The organism is Aestuariivirga sp., from assembly GCF_044239095.1.
In the GTDB taxonomy this organism is placed as follows: Bacteria; Pseudomonadota; Alphaproteobacteria; order Rhizobiales; family Aestuariivirgaceae; genus Aestuariivirga.
This window is the reverse complement of record NZ_JBIICB010000067.1, coordinates 1-16,551: the sequence shown is the minus strand read 5'-3', so window position 1 is coordinate 16,551 and position 16,551 is coordinate 1. Positions and strand designations below refer to the sequence as shown.

Below are 16,551 nucleotides of genomic sequence, written 5' to 3'. Positions count from 1 at the left end.
ACGCTGACAGTCGGCGGCGGAAACGGTGAAACTGATACCATTGCGCATCCTTTCAGATTCGCACGTCAACAAGCCGTTGGGAACCTTCAATCGGACTCTTTTGTCCCGGCCAATCCACTAGCCTGATCACTCGCTGACGGACAGGGGGTTGAGAATGCCTTTGACAGAGTCATTTGCGCTTGCCGGTTTTGCGGTCGCAGCGGTCGCCATGCTGCTTGTCACGCAGACCAAGGAGCGGGTTTCTTGGCCTGCCTGGCTCGTACCGGCGGCAGTTGTGGTTCCATTCATGGCGTGGACGGGTTTTGCGATTTAAGAGGAGGGGCTTCTTGGCTTCTGGCCAGTCCTCATGGGCTCCCATTGGGGCGTGCAGGTCTGGTTCGACCGCCTTCTCAGCGTGACCATCGCCTTCTTCCTCCTCCAGAACCGCGCACGGGCCGTCGGCATGAAGTCCGAAGTTTGGGTGCTTGTCGTCATCTTCACGGGCAGTATCGGCCTGATGCTCATGCTGGCGCAGACGGTCCACCTGGAGCGCAAGACATCGCTCGTCAAGCGTTGAGGCCAGCGCGCCGCGCACGTCCCACAACCATCCACCTCTTCCAGACGATTTAGCGGGTGGGCATTTCGCGTCCCGTTCAGGCCCATCTGGTTAACACTCTGTTAACCGTAATTTGTTCCTCTGCCTCCAATGATTAAAAATAAGGGGGCTGAGTCGTGGATAGCAAAAGTTACTTGAATCGCATGCTTGGAATCGGGCCGGAAACGGCGCCAGTCAAGGCAAGCGCGCCGTGGGACACGACAGCACACATGCGCCACGTGAGGGTCTGCGACGCCTTCCTCAAGGTGGCAGAGGGGACTTACATCGATCTGCTTCCGAGGGTTCGCGAGGATTTGGCTCGGGCGATGAGCTTTTGGATGACGCAGGATGGCTACAAGGCCGACGTTGAATGGTCCTTCCTCGATGGCTGCTTCGTCGGCCGCATCAGACACCTTTTGGACGACGTCGAATTCAGGGGGGCAACGCCCTCGGACGTGCAGGAGGCATTTAAAGCTGCGGTGAAAGCTTACCTGCGCAGTGCAGTTTTCTTGCTGCCGGCGCCGAGCAGCGTTCCACAACTCGAACACCATGCATGATCGGTTCTTTTCGCATTGCAGAATAACCAGCCAATGCGTTGGGTGAGATTCAGCGATTACCGGGTAAGTTGAGCTTACTTCGCTTTTTCAGTCTCTTTTGACTAACTTTGTTTGCGTGCGTTCTCGAAACATTTCACGGTGCAGAGCGGGGGGATACGAGAGCTATTGCAACCCTGGGATTATCTATGGCAGCGGATATAAACTCAGTTGATCCGAAATTGACTGCTAGCGTTGATGAGTGTCCAGAGGTCTGGATCTTCTGGTGAAGAAATAGGCCTTTCTTCCAGCTTTCTCCGTAGGCGGCGCCTCACAACCGGGCTGCGGAAAACGCGTTGATCGCTGTGGACAAAGTCATGCGGGCTCTTGCCCGACCAAGTGTTGTGCCGGAACATCAAACCCATTTATGGGAGGGTCCGGTGAGCACTTCGCTGGCATTGTCGATCGTTTTGGCCGTTGTCTTGGTGATTTTGATCCTGGTGATCCGCGAGGAGTTCATCGACCGGAAACGCGGCGAGGAATTCGAGCGAGAACTCGCCGAGCGGCGGCGGAGCCTTGAGCGGCGCTATTGGCGGCCTGGCGAGAGAGTCACAAATTGACGTCGGGTTTTGGCCCCCGGTAGCAGCTACCCGGCAGGACTGACGTTCAAGCGGTCATGCGATCAGCCCAGTCCGGTGAGACGAGCGCGCATCGTCTTCCGTGCCGACAGGTTGCATTTTCAGTATGTCGCGTCAGACCGCGGCAATTCAGCCATGCCTGTCCAGCACCAGCGCTGTGGAAAATGGTGAGAAGCGAATTGCCACTCACCAAAATACAACAGCAATATCAATTTGTTATAAAGAAATACTGGCGGAGGGGGAGTCCGCTGTACTACCGTTCCCAATCGTTCAATTTGAACCGCCACCGTTCTAACAAGAGCCTGTATATTAAGCCCTTTCCACCGCACATGTTCAGAACCGTTCATTAGAGGTTGTGGTAATCCGGCAAAATTGGTAGGACACATGGTAGGACAGACTGACATGCGGAGATTGCGCCATGGCCGGAAAGTTGAATGCACGGAAGGTGGAAACCCTCACCAAGCCGGGCCGGTATTCGGACGAAGGGACACCTAACCTCTATCTCCGCATCACACCGAACGGCGGCAAGCGCTGGACTTTCTTTTACCGGTTTGGAGGGCAGCGGAAGGACATGGGGCTTGGCAGTGCCGGACCGGGCGGCGTGTCGCTGGCGGAAGCGCGCCAGAAGGCTGACGCGGCAAGGGCCATCCTCAGGACCGGCACCGATCCCATGAGGGTCATGGGCAAGGACGCGCGCGAGAAGTCCGACCGCACCGTTCCCACCTTCGGGGCTTTCGCAGACGACTACATCAAGAGCCACAAGCCTAAGTTTCGGAATGCGAAGCATATCGCCCAATGGGAGATGACCCTTGGTGACGCCTATTGCCGGTCGATCCGTGGCAGGCCGATCAGCGGGATTGATACCGCTGCAATTCTTTCGGTCCTGCAGCCAATCTGGACGGAAGTTCCCGAGACGGCCTCAAGGCTAAGAGGCCGCATCGAGAATGTACTGGACGCGGCGCGCGCCATGGGCTTCCGGGAAGGTCCGAACCCCGCCACATGGAGGGGCCATCTCAAAACCCTTCTCCCGGCCCGCCAGAAGCTCACACGCGGCCATCATGCAGCCTTGGCCTACGACAGTCTTCCCGCCTTCATGGCCGATCTGAGGGCGCGCCAATCGACGGCGGCGCTGGCCATGGAACTCTGCATCCTGACGGCATCCCGGTCTTCCGAGGTGTTGAACGCGGAATGGAGCGAATTCGACCTCGACAAGGCCGTGTGGACAATCCCCGCCAAGCGTATGAAGGCTGGCCAAGCCCACCGCATTCCCCTGCCAGATCGGGCGCTGGACATTCTCAGGAGTCTTCGCATGCTGGATGGCAACCCGCATGTGTTCCCCGGCAACGCGAGGGGCAAGCCTCTCTCCGGCATGGCCATGACAATGCAGCTTCGCCGGATGAAGCGGGACAACATCACTGTTCACGGCTTCCGGTCCACTTTCAGGGATTGGGCTTCTGAGCAGACCTCGTTTCCCCATGAGACATGCGAGCATGCCCTTGCACACCGCATCAGCGACAAGGCCGAAGCTGCATACCGGCGCGGCGATCAATTCGAGAAGCGGCGGAAGCTCATGGAGGCATGGGCCGCATTCTGTGAACCGGCGTCGAACGGCAATGTGGTGACCCTGCGATCTGCGGGAACCTGATAGAACAGACCACGCCGGGCTAGGCCGACGGGCCGAAAATGGAATGCACCTTCCACCGCCCGGCGCACCCTTCGAGGTGCGAGTGATGGTGCACACGCAATGCGCGGCAAGCGTTGGACAAATCCCAAGCTAGCGACGGCAGTCGATATCAAGACGCTCGTTTCACGCGTTGCGGGCTATTGCCTGTATGAACGCGATCAAATAGCGGAACCTGGGCAGCCGGAGATCGGCATTCCCGAACTCTGCACGCTCATGGAAAGCCTTTTGACGCAAATGCCCAAGAGCGCGCGGAAAGGCCAGTATAAAGCGCTACAGGCCGAAGTGAAGTGCAACACCGAAACGTGCTTTGCCGAGCACTTCTCCAACACCGAACGGATTCATCTGCTCAGTTTGATGCTCGACCGTGGCGACATCGAGCTGACTGCCTTTGATAAGTGGATGCGTGTAATTCAGGATCAGCAGGAGCGAGACCACCGCGACACGGCAAATCTCTTCTTAGACCTATACAGTAAAGCATTTCTGGCCAAGCCGGGTTCCCAGCCTAAACACAGGCCGAAGGGCCGGGCCTCACGCGAAACGGCGCCACTCGATTTTGATGTCATCAACCGGACGCTCGATGCAGTGACGAAGGATTACGATACATCGGAAGGGCCGTTCAGAGGCTACAGACTTGAGGACGCGAAGGCGGAACTCAGAAGCCAATTGAAAGCTGTCCTGCAAGAGAGAACTGCCGTCACACGCGGTGACGGAACCGAGAAGTCCAACATAGACACACACGCCAAGAGGCTTCTCCGGAAGCTCGATGAGATGCACCGGCAGCGGAGATAAACTGGAACTAGTTCCAGTTAATGGCAGCAGCAATGCACCCCTGATTTCCCGCATAACCTCGTGAACCAGACCGAAGTCTGGTGACCGTTCCGGGCGGCCCCCGGTAGATCACGAGGTTTATCATGGCTGATATCTTTCCTTTTGCCGTGTCGGTTGCCGAGGCGGCGCGCATGCTCAACATGGGGCGCACAAGCACCTTTGCCGCGATCAAGCGGGGCGAACTCAAGGCCCGCAAGATCGGCCGCAGAACCGTTGTCGAGGTGTCGGAAATCCGGCGCTACGTCGAAAACCTTCCGGTCCGCACCCCCACCAAACAGGCCGCGTAAAACGACAAACCCCGGAGGTGCGGTCCGGGGCTTGCTCAGTCTCAATTCAAGAGAAGGAAAATTGCCGTGGCTGGCGACACATCACATAAAGATTTCTCAGAAAAAATCAACCGCGATCAACAGCGTAGCCGGGTATTTCTCGGGCTAGACGGCCATCCTTACATTAGCGACAGGTACGGTACACGCCGGGCGCCGGCTTCGGCAATTGCGATCATGGCGATTCAGACGATACGTCTGGACGGCTTCCGCGAGGAGGTGGCCAATGGATAGCCTCTTCACCCCCGCCCTCAAGGCTATGCTTCGAGACTATTACGAAGCGTCTTTCGGTCCGGTCATCCTTGAGGTCGACAAATACCTGAAAGCGCAGGGGATAGACCCTAAGCAAACTGCGGCCCATGCCGGGATTGCGTCCGGCTTCCATTGCATCTTGGATGATACGGGCCTTTTCCACTTTGACCACGACGGAGAGAAGTCTCTTGTGTTTGAGGTTCTGGACGAGGACGCGGCAACCACGATTGACCTGTGCGCCTTTTCGATAGTCAACCCTGATCGCTTCGGGACAGCGATGGGCAATGCCCCGCTTCTGGGAATGACCAACATCACAAACCCGGCGTCATGGACATTCGGCAAGAAACTGCACGTTCACCGTCGCCCGCTGGAATGGCTGAAGGCTGGGTGCTCGGGCACGGTTATCCTTGACCATCTCACCGCCCCTTCCTTCCTATCCCGGAAGCTCGGTGATCTGTTGGCGGAGGACGCCGATCACGCGCGGGAATTGGGACCTATCCTCTGCACTCCTTTGGTTGATCGCAACTCCATCCTGTTCCCGAAATTCCCGGCGCGGAGGGCCGCATAGTGAGTTACAATCCAGTATACGGCACCGCTGCGGAGTTCGATGACACAGACCCCGCGCCAGAACCCGCGAAGGCGACTAGACAGGGCAAACCCAAGGGTCCCGCAATCTTCTCCGCGAAAGAGTTGGGAGCGATGCAGTTCCCCCCGATCAAGTGGATCGTGCCGGACGTCTTGCCAGAAGGTGCGACAATCCTCGCGGGCAAGCCAAAGCTTGGCAAAAGCTGGATGGCGCTGGATATCGCCCTTGCGGTGGCGAGGGGCAACTATTGCCTAGGGGATCGTCTTTGCCCTCAAGGTGACGTTTTGTATTTGGCCTTGGAGGACAACCGCCGCCGCCTGCAATCGCGTATTGATCGGGTGTCCGTTGCGGGTTCTGCAGAGCCGTTTCCAGAACGCCTCGACTTTGCGACGGAGTGGCCCCGATGTGATGCGGGCGGGGTTGAGGCGATCCGCGCTTGGGCTGCTTCCAGACCCGATCCCCGCCTTGTGGTGATCGACGTCCTGGCGATGTTCAAGCCGACGCGGGGCAACCAAGAGACGGGATACGAGCACGATTACTCTGCAGTGAAAGCGGTGCAGGAACTTGCTGGCGATCTTGGCCTTGGTGTCTTGATCGTGCACCATGTCAGGAAGGGCATCGGCGAGTCCGATCCATTTGAGAAGGTATCCGGAACGCTCGGGCTTACGGGTGCAGCCGACACCGCGTTGATCTTGGACCGCGATGGGAACGGAATCAGCTTGTACGGCCGTGGCCGGGATATCTCGGAATTCGAGAAAGCCATTGCCTTCTCAAAGGACGCTTGCCGCTGGACGCTGCAGGGTGACGCTTCCGAGGTGCGCCGCACTGATGAGCGCGGTACGATCCTAGACATTCTTCTAGAGGCGACAGAACCACTCTCACCGAAGGATATCGCTGTTGCTTCTGGCATGGCGCGGAACAGCGTTGATCAGCTGCTCTACAAAATGGGCAAGTCCGGCGAAGCGCTGAAGGCTGAACGGGGCAGGTACGTTCACCCCGACAAGTCCAATCTTATGGAGTGAATACCCCCCCCCTCAACCCCCGATAAGATCGATAAGAAGATAAGAAACAGGCTTTCGTGGCAGTCTCCCTCAGTGCCCAATCTTACTTTCTTATCGATCTTATCGGGGGTCAGACCCCTGCGATCTTGAGACGGGCCACGTCAGCGGCGGTGGACGGGGCTACTTCGCCTTTGGCGACTTTTTGCTGAAGCTCGGGGACGCCGTGATCGCGGACGACAACCGCGTTTCTGACTGTTCGCTCAGACACATTTAACATTTCCGCCGCTTGAGATTGCGTCGGAATAACCGGCAAATTTGCCGGATTATCTTCCGTTGGTCTGCCTTGCCCTAGTTTTGCGATTTGCGCTGAAACCCACCCGCGCTGCCCCTCGCTCAGGTGCCGCCGCCGAAGGTTCAGGCTGACAACAAACCCCACCGGATCATTGCCGTCATAGGGCAACAGAGGCCTTCCCTCTTTCGGAGCTTAGTGACGATTAGCGCAAAAAGCTTCATGAGCCCGCCTTAGCAAACATCAGAACAGACCAAGAACATATTTCGGTAACAATCTTGGTTAAAATTGTGGGCACAAACGGGCCACAAGGGACCACGCCATGAACTTCGCCAACGTGCTGAAACTCCGGATTCCGTCAACACTCCGGGATCGGCTTGATGATGCCGCAAGGGTCTCGGCCCGCAGTCGTTCCGACGTTGCCCGAGAGGGGCTTGCTATTGGCCTTGAAACACTCGTTCGCCGGGTTCCTGGCAGTGATGATAACTCGCCTCAGGCCGCCTGATCCCGAACGGCAAACTAGGAAATTCAAGGTAACGACATGGCACATGGAAACGCTGGAAAGGGCCGCGAGGTAGGAAGCCGGAACAAGCGGACCATCGCCCTTATGGCCCTTGCTGAGGCTGGCGAGACGCCGGTTGCCTTTGCATTGAGGCTCATGCGCAATGAAGCAACACCGCCCGAGCTCCGGGTTGCGTGTGCGAAGATGGCTGCAGCGTACTGTCACCCCCGGCCTCAGCCCGAGCCGCGCTTGGTGTCCTTTGAGCTTCCCGAGAAGATCAACACCGAGACGATTGGGGACGTTCATCAGGCCATCATGAAGGCGACTTCGAAAGGCGAGCTTGCCGTCGAGGACGCGCGGGACATTTCGGCCATGCTGGAAACACATCGGCGGATCATCGAAACCGTCGAGCTTGAGCAGCGCATTTCCCGTCTCGAAAAGGAGCAAAGCGAATGAGTGCATCCATAGAGCGCAGGATTGCCCGGCTTGAGGCCCTGAGGCCAGCCAAGCCCACCGCGCACATCGTTTGGGGATCCCCGGAAGACAATGCGGACCGGGCTGCAGCCGAACGCCGCGCCAATGAAAGCGGCCAGCCTTTCGTTGTCATCGAGACAGGCGTGCCGCGTGCGAGGGTGAACGCATGAGCAGGCTAGGACCTCTTGGCTGGCAATGGCCCCGGAATGAAGGCAACACGCTTCTCGGCTGGAGCCCAAGCGGGCGTGAACTTCGGAACTATCCGATTGCAGACATTCTGGCGACACCGCACACGCATACCATCACCAATGTCACCGGCTTGCAGGCCGCGCTGGACGGCAAAGCTGCGACGTCTCACACGCATCTTGTTTCTGACGTGTCCGGCCTTCAGGCGGCATTGGATGGCAAGGCGGCGGTTTCCCATTCGCATTCCATTGCTGACGTGACGGGCTTGCAGACTGCGCTGGACAGGTTCATTGCAGAGCAGGGCGGCAACCTCACCCGAGCCGGGGCAATCCGGCTGATTGTCGCCCGCTATCTCGGGCTGAAGCCTGACCGGGAACAATAGCCGTGGCGCTCGCCCCATGAACACAGGCTATCCCGGGTGAAAATCGGCCACCCGGTAGGACAATTGGTAGGACAGAGATAAGTCCTCACAGAAGATATCACGACAAATCAATAGATTAGAAAGGATTATTGGCGGAGGGGGAGGGATTCGAACCCCCGGAGGGCGCGAACCCTCAACGGTTTTCAAGACCGCCGCAATCGACCGCTCTGCCACCCCTCCAGGTGCCGACGAAGCTCTGCTCTAGCAGCCTTCGCCGGGCTTCTCAACGGGCTCTGGATCACTCGGCGTAGGAAGGGTCCCGCTCGTCGAGGATGGCTTTCATCTCCGCGAAATGGGAGTGGAACTGGTCGCGGTCGGACTCCCATTCCTGGGCGGTCTTTTCGGCCACGGCCGCGCTCATGACCTTGAGCGGCTGTCCGCTCGAATAGGCGAGGATGAGGTTGCGGCAGGCGCGCTCGAGGTAGTAGGTGAGGTCGAAGGCTTCCGCCACGGTCGATGCGCAGACGAGAACGCCGTGGTTGCCCATCATCATGATCTGCTTGTTGCCCAGCAGGCCGCCCAGGCGGTCGCCCTCGGCATCGCTGTTGGCCATGCCGCCGTAGTCGTTGTCGACGGCGACCCGGTTGTAAAAACGCGCGGTGTTCTGGTCGATCGGCAGAATGTCCGGGTTGGCGAGCGAGGCCAGTGCGGTCGCATAGGGCGGGTGGAGGTGGATGATGCAGCGCGCCTGGGGCACGTTCGCATGCATGCGGCCGTGGATCGACCATGCGGTGAGGTCGGGTGCGTCGGGGCGGTTCATCGTGCTGGCATCGGCGCTGTCGAGCAGCAGCAGTTCCGAGGCCTTGATTCGCGAGAAGTGCTTCCAGCGCGGGTTCATGAGGAATTTCTTGCCATCGGCTGAAACGGCGAGGCTCAGGTGGTTGGCCACCGCCTCGTGCCAGTCGTTGATGGCGGCGAGCCTGAAAGCTGCCGCGAGGTCGACACGCAATTGCCATTCCGAGGATTCAAGACTGCGTGCGGTCTTGAGAGTGGCGAGGTTACTCATCATAATCTCCTGTGCTGCTGCAAGGCAGGATAGCCCCGGCGGGGCGTCCGGGCAATCGGCCTTGCGGGGAAAATCGTGCATGAGGGTGGAGCGATGATGATCGGTGTGGTTTCGAGGCTGGCGGTGTTGGCGTGGGCTGCCGCGGGGTTGATGGCGCTTCCGGGCGCCGCCGCGGCCAGCGAGGCAACAGGTGTCTGGCGCATGGAGAACGGCCGGGTCACCGTCCGGGTGGCGCACTGCGGGTCCAATCTCTGCGGCACGGTGGTTGGCCTGAAGAAGCCCCGGGACGACAAGGGCCGTCCCCGCCTCGACAAGGAAAACCCCAACCCCGCGCTGCGCCGGCGGCCGGTCATCGGGCTCACCATCCTGAGCAACATGAAGCCCCAGGGTGACGGTTACTGGACCGGCACCATCTACAATCCGGACGACGGCAACACCTACTCCTCGAACATGACGTTGCAGAACGCCAACACCATGCGTGTGAAAGGCTGTGTTGCATCGGTATTCTGCAGTTCCATGAAATTCGTTCGTCTCCAATAGGCTGATCGCGCAATGCGCCTCGTTCCGGCACTGGCACTCATTTTCCTGATCGGCTCATTCGGCCCCGCGCTGCCGCAGGCGCTGAAGGAGCTTCCCTTCGAGAAGCAGCTGACTCTCGCCCGGGTGGGCGACGTCGATGCCCAGTTCGAGGTGGGCCTCGCCTATGAGACGGGTGCCGGAGGCAAGGCAGACGAGGCGGAGGCCGCGCGCTGGTTCCGCCAGGCGGCGCTGCAGGGCAATGTCGAGGCACAGTTCCACCTGGCGCGGCTGGTTGCGCGCGGCGCCAAGGGACTGAAGCAGGATCTGCCCACCGCCCTTAAGCTCTATCAGGATGCTGCATCCAAAGGTCACCCGCAGGCGATGAACGCACTGGGCCAGGCCTACCAGCAGGGCAGGGGAACCGGGGCCGACCTCGCCAAGGCCGCCGAATGGTACGGCAAGGCGGCGGACCTCAACCTTGCCGATGCGCAGAACAACCTCGGCATGCTGTACCTTGAAGGCAAGGGGGTCTCGCGCGACATCGTAAGGGCCTTCAAGCTGTTCGAGAGTGCTGCCGGCCAGAATGACCCCTGGGGGCTCAACAACCTCGGCGGCATGTTCGAGATGGGCTGGGGCACACCGGCAGACGCCGCACGCGCCCTGGCCCTTTACCGGCAGTCGCTCGCCCAGGGCAATGAGAAGGCCCGGCAGAACATCGACCGGCTGGAGGCAAAGGCAGGCACGGCCGTGAATTAGGCCGTTAACCATGTTTCCCAACGCCACGTTTACGTTCCCCCGCGCAATTTCAGCGTTCGTGTGATTGCCAGCACGCGCCGGTGCGCGCGTGGCCAGGCAGGCGGAGCGTGTTGATGTACAGATTACTGAGCAAGTCCGTCGTTCTCCTCGCCATGGGCCTTGCGCTGGCGAGTTGTTCCTCTTCGGGCAAGCAGCAGGCGAAGCAGGATCCCTTCGCCGGCACGGGAAGCCCGCATTATTCAGGCAAGGGCCCGGTGCCCTGGGGCGGCGGGCGCTATCACGTCGGCAAGCCCTACAAGGTCGCCGGCCGCTCTTACGAGCCAAAGGAACAGCCGAACTACGACAAGAAGGGCATGGCGTCCTGGTACGGCGAGGCCTTCAACCGACGCAAGACCTCGAATGGCGAATGGTTCGACATGACGCGCCTCACCGCCGCCCATCCGACGCTGCCGCTGCCGAGCTACGCCAAGGTCACCAACCTCGAGAACGGCCGCGAGGTGGTGGTCCGCCTCAACGACCGCGGTCCCTTCGTCGGCACGCGCATCATCGACCTGTCGAAGCGCTCGGCGGAAGCCCTGGACTTCAAGCACAAGGGCAAGGCCGAGGTGCGCGTACAATACATCGGGCGGGCCCCGCTCAACGACGACGGCTCCCACCTCATGGCCATGAACAAGGAACTGGACCGTGGAACGCCGGTGCGCAAGATGATTGCCGCCGCCGACCGCCGCAAGGGCAAGGCCCCGGCCTCAGAGGTCGCAGCCGTCACGTCCCAGCCCAAGAAGAAGACAGCTCCCCCGCAGCCAAAGCTCGAAACGGCATCCTACCAGGCTGAGCCCGAGGCCGGGCAAGCCCCAGGCTCTGAAGTCACCTTTTTCGTCCAGATCGGGTCCTTCTCGGATGGTGAGAACGCTGCCCGCGCGCGAGACCGCTTCGCCTCCGTCTGGCCCGTTCAGTTCATCGAGCTTTCGGGCGCTTCCGGCGCTGTCTACCGGGTGCGTCTGGGCCCCATCGCGAGCGTGGCAGACGCCGAAACAGCCCTCATTGACGCCCAGTCCGCCGGCTATGGGGATGCGCGCATGATCCGCAACGAGGCCGTCCAGGCTGCGCTGGATTAGCGCGCGTTCCGACCAGGTGGAATCACCTGGTCGAAAAGAACTCGCGCAAGTTCAATGGCTTGAGCATGATCTTTTCGCAAAAGTGGTTTCCACTTTTGGCGTTCATGCTCTAGGCGCACGCCAGATCAATTGCTTGAGCATTCTTGCCGCAAAAGTGGTTTCCACTTCTGCGGATCATGCTCTAACTTCTTTCCATGAGCATTTCCGACCTTATGCGGCGCGTGCTGGGCGCCGGCCTTCTCGCCTGCCTCATGGCAATGCTGGGGTTGGCGCAGCCTGCGGCCGCACAGGAAGAGTTCACGACCAAAGCGCTCCAAGCGATCCTGATTGATGCACGCACCGGGCGCGTGCTGTTCGAAAAGGACGCCGGCACAGCCATTCCTCCCGCCAGCATGAGCAAGCTGATGACCATGATCATGGTCTTCGAGGCGTTGAAGGCGGGCACGCTCACCCTCGACCAGCGCTTCACCGTCAGCGAGGACGCCTGGCGGCGTGGCGGCGCGATGTCGGGCGGCTCAACCATGTACGCCGAGGTCAAGTCCTCAGTCCGCCTCGAGGACCTGATCAAGGGGGCGGTCGTGCAATCCGCCAATGACGCCTGCATCGTCATCGCCGAGGCGATTGCCGGAGGCGAGCCCGCCTTCGCACAGCGCATGACGGCACGCGCGCGCGAACTGGGCGCGGTCAACGCCACGTTCCGCAATGCCACCGGCTTGCCGGACCCCGAGCACCGCATGAGCGTGCGTGACCTGTCCGTCCTCGCGCGTCACATCATCACCAGCTTTCCGGACTACTACGCCTATTACGCCCTGCCGGAATTCACCTGGAACGACATCACCCAGCAGAACCGCAATCCGCTTCTCAAGGACTATCCCGGCGCTGACGGCATGAAGACCGGTTACACGAAGGAGGCGGGCTACGGCCTCGTCGGCTCGGCTGAGCGCGACGGGCGCCGCCTCATCATGGTGATCGCGGGTCTCAAGAGCATCAACGAGCGCCGCCAGGAGGCCCAGGCCCTTCTCGACTGGGGCTTCCGCCAGTTCCGCAGCGTCGATGTCTATGCCAAGGGTGACAGGGTCGGTCAGGCGCGGGTGTGGGGCGGCACGCAGCGGAGCGTTCCGCTGCTTGCGGCAGCCGGCATCCGCGTGGCGCTGACCGCCCAGGAACAGGAAATCGCCGAAGTGAAGCTTGCCTACAACGGGCCGCTGATGGCCCCGGTGGAGGCCGGCAAGGAAGTGGGCAAGGTCCGCTTCATCGTCGATGGCATCACCGTGGCGGACGTGCCTGTCGTCACCGCCTCGCCCGTGGCGGCGGAACCCTCCATGTGGTCACGCGCGCTTGATTCGGTTTTCATCATGATTTTCGGCAGCTAGATGGCCCCTCTCTTCATCACCTTCGAAGGCGGCGAGGGCTCCGGCAAGTCGACGCAGATCAAGCGCCTCGCCGCGCGCCTTGCGGCGGCGGGCCGCGACGTGCTGGCCACGCGTGAGCCCGGCGGCACGCCCGAAGCCGAGGCCGTACGCAGCCTTCTGGTGTCGGGAGACGTCGCACGCTGGACGGCGAAATCAGAAGCCCTGCTGAACTACGCCGCGCGTGAGCAGCACCTCGAGCAGGTGATCCGCCCGGCTCTGGCCGCGGGCAGGATCGTGCTCTGTGACAGGTTCATGGATTCGACCCGCGCCTATCAGGGTCATGCCGGGGGCTGCGACCCGGGCTTCATCGACGCCCTGGAACACGCCATCGTGGGCGATACCCGGCCGGCGCTGACGCTGATCTTCGACATCGATCCTGCTCTTGGCCTTTCCCGCGCCAGGGAACGCGGCGATGCCGTTGCCGAGGATCGCTATGAGCGCAAGGGCCTCGCCTTTCACATGAAGCTGCGCGAGGGGTTCCTCGACATCCTCCGCCGCAATCCGAAGCGCTGCCGCCTTATCGATGCCGCCCAGGACGTGGATGCGGTGACAGAGGACGTCTGGTCCGTCCTCGGCGGCGTGCTGTGATGCAGGAAAAACCCGAGGATCCGCGGGACGTCGAATGGCACCCCCGCCGTGCGGTGGACCTTACCGGCCACGGCGCGGCGGAGGCGCGCCTCCTGCAGGCGCATCAGTCCGGCAAGCTCCACCATGCCTGGCTCATCTCGGGTCCGCGCGGCATCGGCAAGGCAACGCTTGCCTATCGTTTCGCGAAATTCCTGTTCCGCGTGCCGTCGGCCGAGCAGGCGAGGGCGCATGCCTCCCTGCATGTCGCGCCAGAAGCACCTGCCTTCCGGCAGGTGGCTGCTGGCGGGCATCCGGGGCTGCTCGTCATCCAGCGCGCCCTGGATGACAAGAGGAAACGTCTCAAGACGGAGATCGCGGTCGACGATGCCCGTGAGGCGCAAAGCTTTCTTGGGCAGACGGCGGCTGGCGGCGAATGGCGCGTCGTGGTGGTCGACCCGGCGGACGAACTGAACAAGTCGTCGGCAAACGCCTTGCTGAAGCTCATCGAGGAACCCCCGAAACAGGCGGTCTTCCTGATCGTTTGCAACCAGCCCGGCCGGTTGCTCCCCACCATCCGCTCGCGCTGCCTCCACCTGCCGCTCCAGCGCCTGGGGATAGCTGATGCGGTCAATGTCCTTCGCGGCCTTCCTGCCAAGGCAACGGAAGGCGCCAGCGAGGCTGAAATCGAACATGCGGCCGGGCTGTCGCGCGGGAGTCCGGGTCTCGCCCTCCAGATGATCGGGTCGAACGGTGCTGCGGCCTTTGCCGAGTTCCTGAAGCGCTCCAAGCTGTCGCCTGCGACCGCGGTCGAGATTGCGTCGGCCTTTTCGGGCCGCGAGACGGCTGAGGACTTCTACATCTTCTGTGACCTGCTGGTGGGCTGGGCAGCGGAGCAGGCGCGTGCTGCGGGCCTCGCCGGGCATGGTGCGGCGCTCGCCGCCGCGCATGACGACATCCACTCTTCCCTCCGGCAAGCGGATGCCCTAAACCTCGACCGCCGCCAAACGGTTACCGATGCGCTGATGCGCCTCGAAGAGGCGCTCAAGGCCTCCTGACCCGAACTGATAGAGATCCATGTCGAAACCGAAATTTTACATCACCACGGCCATCCCATACGCCAATGGCGCGCCTCACATCGGCCACGCCTATGAGCGGATCGCGACTGACGCCATCGCCCGGTTCAAGCGGCTGGACGGCTATGACGTGCTCTTCGTCACCGGCATGGACGAGCATGGCCAGAAAATGCAGCAGACCGCGGCGCGCGAAGGCATGACGCCCCAGCAGCTGGCCGATCGCACGGCGGCGCAGTTCGAGACGATGGGCGAGGAACTCAACGCCCGCGCCGACGACATCCTGCGCACCACGGAGGAGCGCCACAAGCGGTCGGTCCAGGAAATCTGGCGCCGCATGGCCGCCAACGGCGACATCTACCTCTCCAAATATGCCGGCTGGTACTCCGTCCGCGACGAGGCCTATTACGCCGAAGACGAGACGGAGCTGCGCGAGGGCAGGCGCTTTTCAGTCAAGACCGGCACCCCCGTCGAATGGGTTGAGGAGGAGAGCTACTTCTTCCGCCTTTCCGCCTATGCCGGAAAGCTGCTTGAACTCTATGAAAAGCGCCCGGACTTCGTCACGCCGGAGCACTATCGAAACGAGATCGTCGCCTTCGTGAAGCGCGGCCTCAACGATCTGTCCGTGTCACGAACCACCTTCGACTGGGGCATCCCCGTGCCGGACGATCCGAAGCACGTGATGTATGTCTGGGTCGACGCGCTCACCAATTACCTTTCGGCCACGGGTTTCCCGGATTCCAATGCGCCGCGCGCGGCGTTCTGGCCTGCATCCGCCCATGTGATCGGCAAGGACATCACCCGCTTCCATGCCATCTATTGGCCGGCCTTTCTTCTGTCAGCCGGCCTTCCCGTGCCGGAGCAGGTCGTCGTACACGGCTTCCTGTTCAGCCGCGGCGAGAAGATGTCGAAGTCGGTCGGCAATGTCGTCTCGCCTTCCGATCTGGTGCGGACCTATGGCGTGGACCAGACCCGCTATTTCTTCCTGCGCGAGGTACCCTTCGGCCAGGACGGTAACTACAGCCATGAGGCCATCGTCAACCGCATCAATGCGGACCTCGCCAACGACCTGGGGAATTTGGCCCAGCGCTCCCTCTCCATGATCGCCAAGAACTGCGGCGGGGTCGTGCCGGACTGCGGACCGCTCTCCGATGCCGACAGGGAAATCCTCGCGGCCGCCGATGCCATTCATGCCGAGGCGCGCGCGGCACATGAGAACCACGCCATCAACAAGGCGCTCGACTCCATCTGGCGGGTTGTGGCCGACGCCAACCGCTACTTTGCCGCGCAAGAACCCTGGGCTTTGAAGAAGACCGATCCATCCAGGATGGCAACGGTCCTCTATGTCACGGCGGAAGTCCTGCGCATCATCGGCATCATGTCCCAACCCTACATTCCGTCATCGGCAGCAACACTTTTGCAACTTCTTGGCATGGAAAACCATGCGCGCAGCTTTGCCGAACTCGGCAACCGGCTCGTGTCAGGAACGCCGCTTCCAGCACCGCAACCCATCTTCCCGCGCTATATCGAGGAAGAGGCGGCAAAGGTGTGAGCATGCTGGCCGTCGACAGCCACTGCCATCTCGATTTCGAGGGCATGGACGAGAAACTCCCCAGTGTCCTGGCGCGTGCCGAGGAGGCGGGGGTGGGCCTGATGGTATCGATTTCTTCCCGCGTCCGCGCCTTCGGCAGGCTTCAGGGCATCGCAGAAGATAATCCCAATGTTTTCTGTACTGTCGGCACGCATCCTCACAACGCGCATGAGGAACTGGACGTCACCGCGCAGGATCTTGCGCGGCTAGCACAGCACCCGAAA

Annotated in this window: 22 protein-coding genes and 1 tRNA gene; 20 read left to right on the top strand and 3 right to left on the bottom strand. The window is 61.2% G+C overall.

All coding sequences use genetic code 11. The annotated features are described in order from the left end of the window. Positions 1-346: 346 nt before the first annotated feature. The 9 genes from ACILRA_RS08550 to ACILRA_RS08510 all read left to right on the top strand — a co-directional run bounded on the left by ACILRA_RS08550 (position 347) and on the right by ACILRA_RS08510 (position 6,440). Entirely contained in the window at positions 347-556 is a 210-nt protein-coding gene (locus tag ACILRA_RS08550) for a hypothetical protein (RefSeq protein WP_395661680.1), read from the top strand. Positions 557-729: 173 nt separating this feature from the next. Then, the gene (locus ACILRA_RS08545; RefSeq protein ID WP_395661679.1) at positions 730-1,131 is read left to right on the top strand and encodes a hypothetical protein; all 402 of its coding nucleotides are present in this window, start codon (positions 730-732) and stop codon (positions 1,129-1,131) included. 332 nt (positions 1,132-1,463) lie between these two features. Continuing rightward, entirely contained in the window at positions 1,464-1,727 is a 264-nt protein-coding gene (locus tag ACILRA_RS08540; protein WP_395661678.1) for a hypothetical protein, read from the top strand. A gap of 436 nt (positions 1,728-2,163) precedes the next feature. Continuing rightward, entirely contained in the window at positions 2,164-3,390 is a 1,227-nt protein-coding gene (locus tag ACILRA_RS08535) for a tyrosine-type recombinase/integrase (RefSeq protein ID WP_395661677.1), read from the top strand. 99 nt (positions 3,391-3,489) lie between these two features. Beyond that, positions 3,490-4,218, top strand: a complete 729-nt coding sequence (locus ACILRA_RS08530; protein ID WP_395661676.1) for a hypothetical protein — start codon at positions 3,490-3,492, stop codon at positions 4,216-4,218. A gap of 122 nt (positions 4,219-4,340) precedes the next feature. Further along, positions 4,341-4,544 (top strand): helix-turn-helix domain-containing protein, encoded by a 204-nt coding sequence (locus tag ACILRA_RS08525; RefSeq protein ID WP_395661675.1) that lies wholly within the window; start codon positions 4,341-4,343, stop codon positions 4,542-4,544. 66 nt (positions 4,545-4,610) lie between these two features. Then, entirely contained in the window at positions 4,611-4,814 is a 204-nt protein-coding gene (locus tag ACILRA_RS08520) for a hypothetical protein (protein ID WP_395661674.1), read from the top strand. Then, positions 4,807-5,400 carry a hypothetical protein gene (locus ACILRA_RS08515; protein WP_395661673.1) on the top strand — a complete coding sequence of 198 codons (594 nt, stop codon included), beginning with the start codon at positions 4,807-4,809 and terminating at the stop codon, positions 5,398-5,400. The genes ACILRA_RS08520 and ACILRA_RS08515 overlap by 8 nt, the downstream gene beginning before the upstream one ends. Continuing rightward, positions 5,400-6,440, top strand: a complete 1,041-nt coding sequence (locus ACILRA_RS08510) for an AAA family ATPase (protein WP_395661672.1) — start codon at positions 5,400-5,402, stop codon at positions 6,438-6,440. The genes ACILRA_RS08515 and ACILRA_RS08510 overlap by 1 nt, the downstream gene beginning before the upstream one ends. A 109-nt stretch (positions 6,441-6,549) precedes the next feature. Here ACILRA_RS08510 and ACILRA_RS08505 read toward each other — a convergent pair whose 3' ends face one another. Then, on the bottom strand, positions 6,550-6,879 hold the full coding sequence (locus ACILRA_RS08505) for a hypothetical protein (protein ID WP_395661671.1): 330 nt from the start codon (positions 6,877-6,879) through the stop codon (positions 6,550-6,552). A 487-nt stretch (positions 6,880-7,366) separates the two neighbouring features. On the opposite strand from ACILRA_RS08505, the gene ACILRA_RS08500 reads away from it, so the two are divergent. From ACILRA_RS08500 to ACILRA_RS08490, 3 genes are read left to right on the top strand one after another with little or no spacing between them, the layout of a single operon-like run. Then, positions 7,367-7,666, top strand: a complete 300-nt coding sequence (locus ACILRA_RS08500) for a hypothetical protein (RefSeq protein WP_395661670.1) — start codon at positions 7,367-7,369, stop codon at positions 7,664-7,666. Beyond that, the gene (locus tag ACILRA_RS08495) at positions 7,663-7,854 is read left to right on the top strand and encodes a hypothetical protein (protein ID WP_395661669.1); all 192 of its coding nucleotides are present in this window, start codon (positions 7,663-7,665) and stop codon (positions 7,852-7,854) included. Before ACILRA_RS08500 ends, ACILRA_RS08495 begins: the two co-directional genes overlap by 4 nt. Next, positions 7,851-8,252, top strand: a complete 402-nt coding sequence (locus ACILRA_RS08490) for a hypothetical protein (protein ID WP_395661668.1) — start codon at positions 7,851-7,853, stop codon at positions 8,250-8,252. The genes ACILRA_RS08495 and ACILRA_RS08490 overlap by 4 nt, the downstream gene beginning before the upstream one ends. Positions 8,253-8,381: 129 nt before the next feature. On the opposite strand, the gene ACILRA_RS08485 is transcribed toward ACILRA_RS08490, so the two are convergent. Together ACILRA_RS08485 and ACILRA_RS08480 are read right to left on the bottom strand one after the other, a co-directional pair. Continuing rightward, positions 8,382-8,471 (bottom strand) — tRNA-Ser (locus tag ACILRA_RS08485). Between the two features lie 58 nt (positions 8,472-8,529). Continuing rightward, positions 8,530-9,297, bottom strand: a complete 768-nt coding sequence (locus ACILRA_RS08480) for a class II aldolase and adducin N-terminal domain-containing protein (protein WP_395661667.1) — start codon at positions 9,295-9,297, stop codon at positions 8,530-8,532. A gap of 93 nt (positions 9,298-9,390) precedes the next feature. On the opposite strand from ACILRA_RS08480, the gene ACILRA_RS08475 reads away from it, so the two are divergent. The 8 genes from ACILRA_RS08475 to ACILRA_RS08440 all read left to right on the top strand — a co-directional run. After that, on the top strand, positions 9,391-9,837 hold the full coding sequence (locus tag ACILRA_RS08475; RefSeq protein WP_395661666.1) for a DUF2147 domain-containing protein: 447 nt from the start codon (positions 9,391-9,393) through the stop codon (positions 9,835-9,837). A 12-nt stretch (positions 9,838-9,849) separates the two neighbouring features. Continuing rightward, positions 9,850-10,572: a tetratricopeptide repeat protein gene (locus tag ACILRA_RS08470; RefSeq protein ID WP_395661665.1), complete on the top strand. Its 723-nt coding sequence runs from the start codon at positions 9,850-9,852 to the stop codon at positions 10,570-10,572. Between the two features lie 113 nt (positions 10,573-10,685). After that, a complete protein-coding gene (locus tag ACILRA_RS08465) occupies positions 10,686-11,687 on the top strand; it encodes a septal ring lytic transglycosylase RlpA family protein (protein WP_395661664.1) in 1,002 nt (333 codons plus the stop codon). Positions 11,688-11,881: 194 nt separating this feature from the next. Then, complete coding sequence (locus ACILRA_RS08460) at positions 11,882-13,060, top strand: D-alanyl-D-alanine carboxypeptidase family protein (protein WP_395661663.1); 1,179 nt, start codon at positions 11,882-11,884, stop codon at positions 13,058-13,060. Beyond that, positions 13,061-13,687, top strand: coding sequence for a dTMP kinase (tmk, locus tag ACILRA_RS08455; protein WP_395661662.1), 627 nt, complete (start codon positions 13,061-13,063; stop codon positions 13,685-13,687). Beyond that, on the top strand, positions 13,687-14,721 hold the full coding sequence (locus tag ACILRA_RS08450; protein WP_395661661.1) for a DNA polymerase III subunit delta': 1,035 nt from the start codon (positions 13,687-13,689) through the stop codon (positions 14,719-14,721). Before tmk ends, ACILRA_RS08450 begins: the two co-directional genes overlap by 1 nt. 19 nt (positions 14,722-14,740) lie before the next feature. Further along, positions 14,741-16,288, top strand: a complete 1,548-nt coding sequence (metG, locus tag ACILRA_RS08445) for a methionine--tRNA ligase (RefSeq protein WP_395661660.1) — start codon at positions 14,741-14,743, stop codon at positions 16,286-16,288. A 2-nt stretch (positions 16,289-16,290) separates the two neighbouring features. Further along, positions 16,291-16,551 (top strand): TatD family hydrolase (locus ACILRA_RS08440; RefSeq protein ID WP_395661659.1); only part of this gene is annotated, 261 nt, incomplete at its 3' end.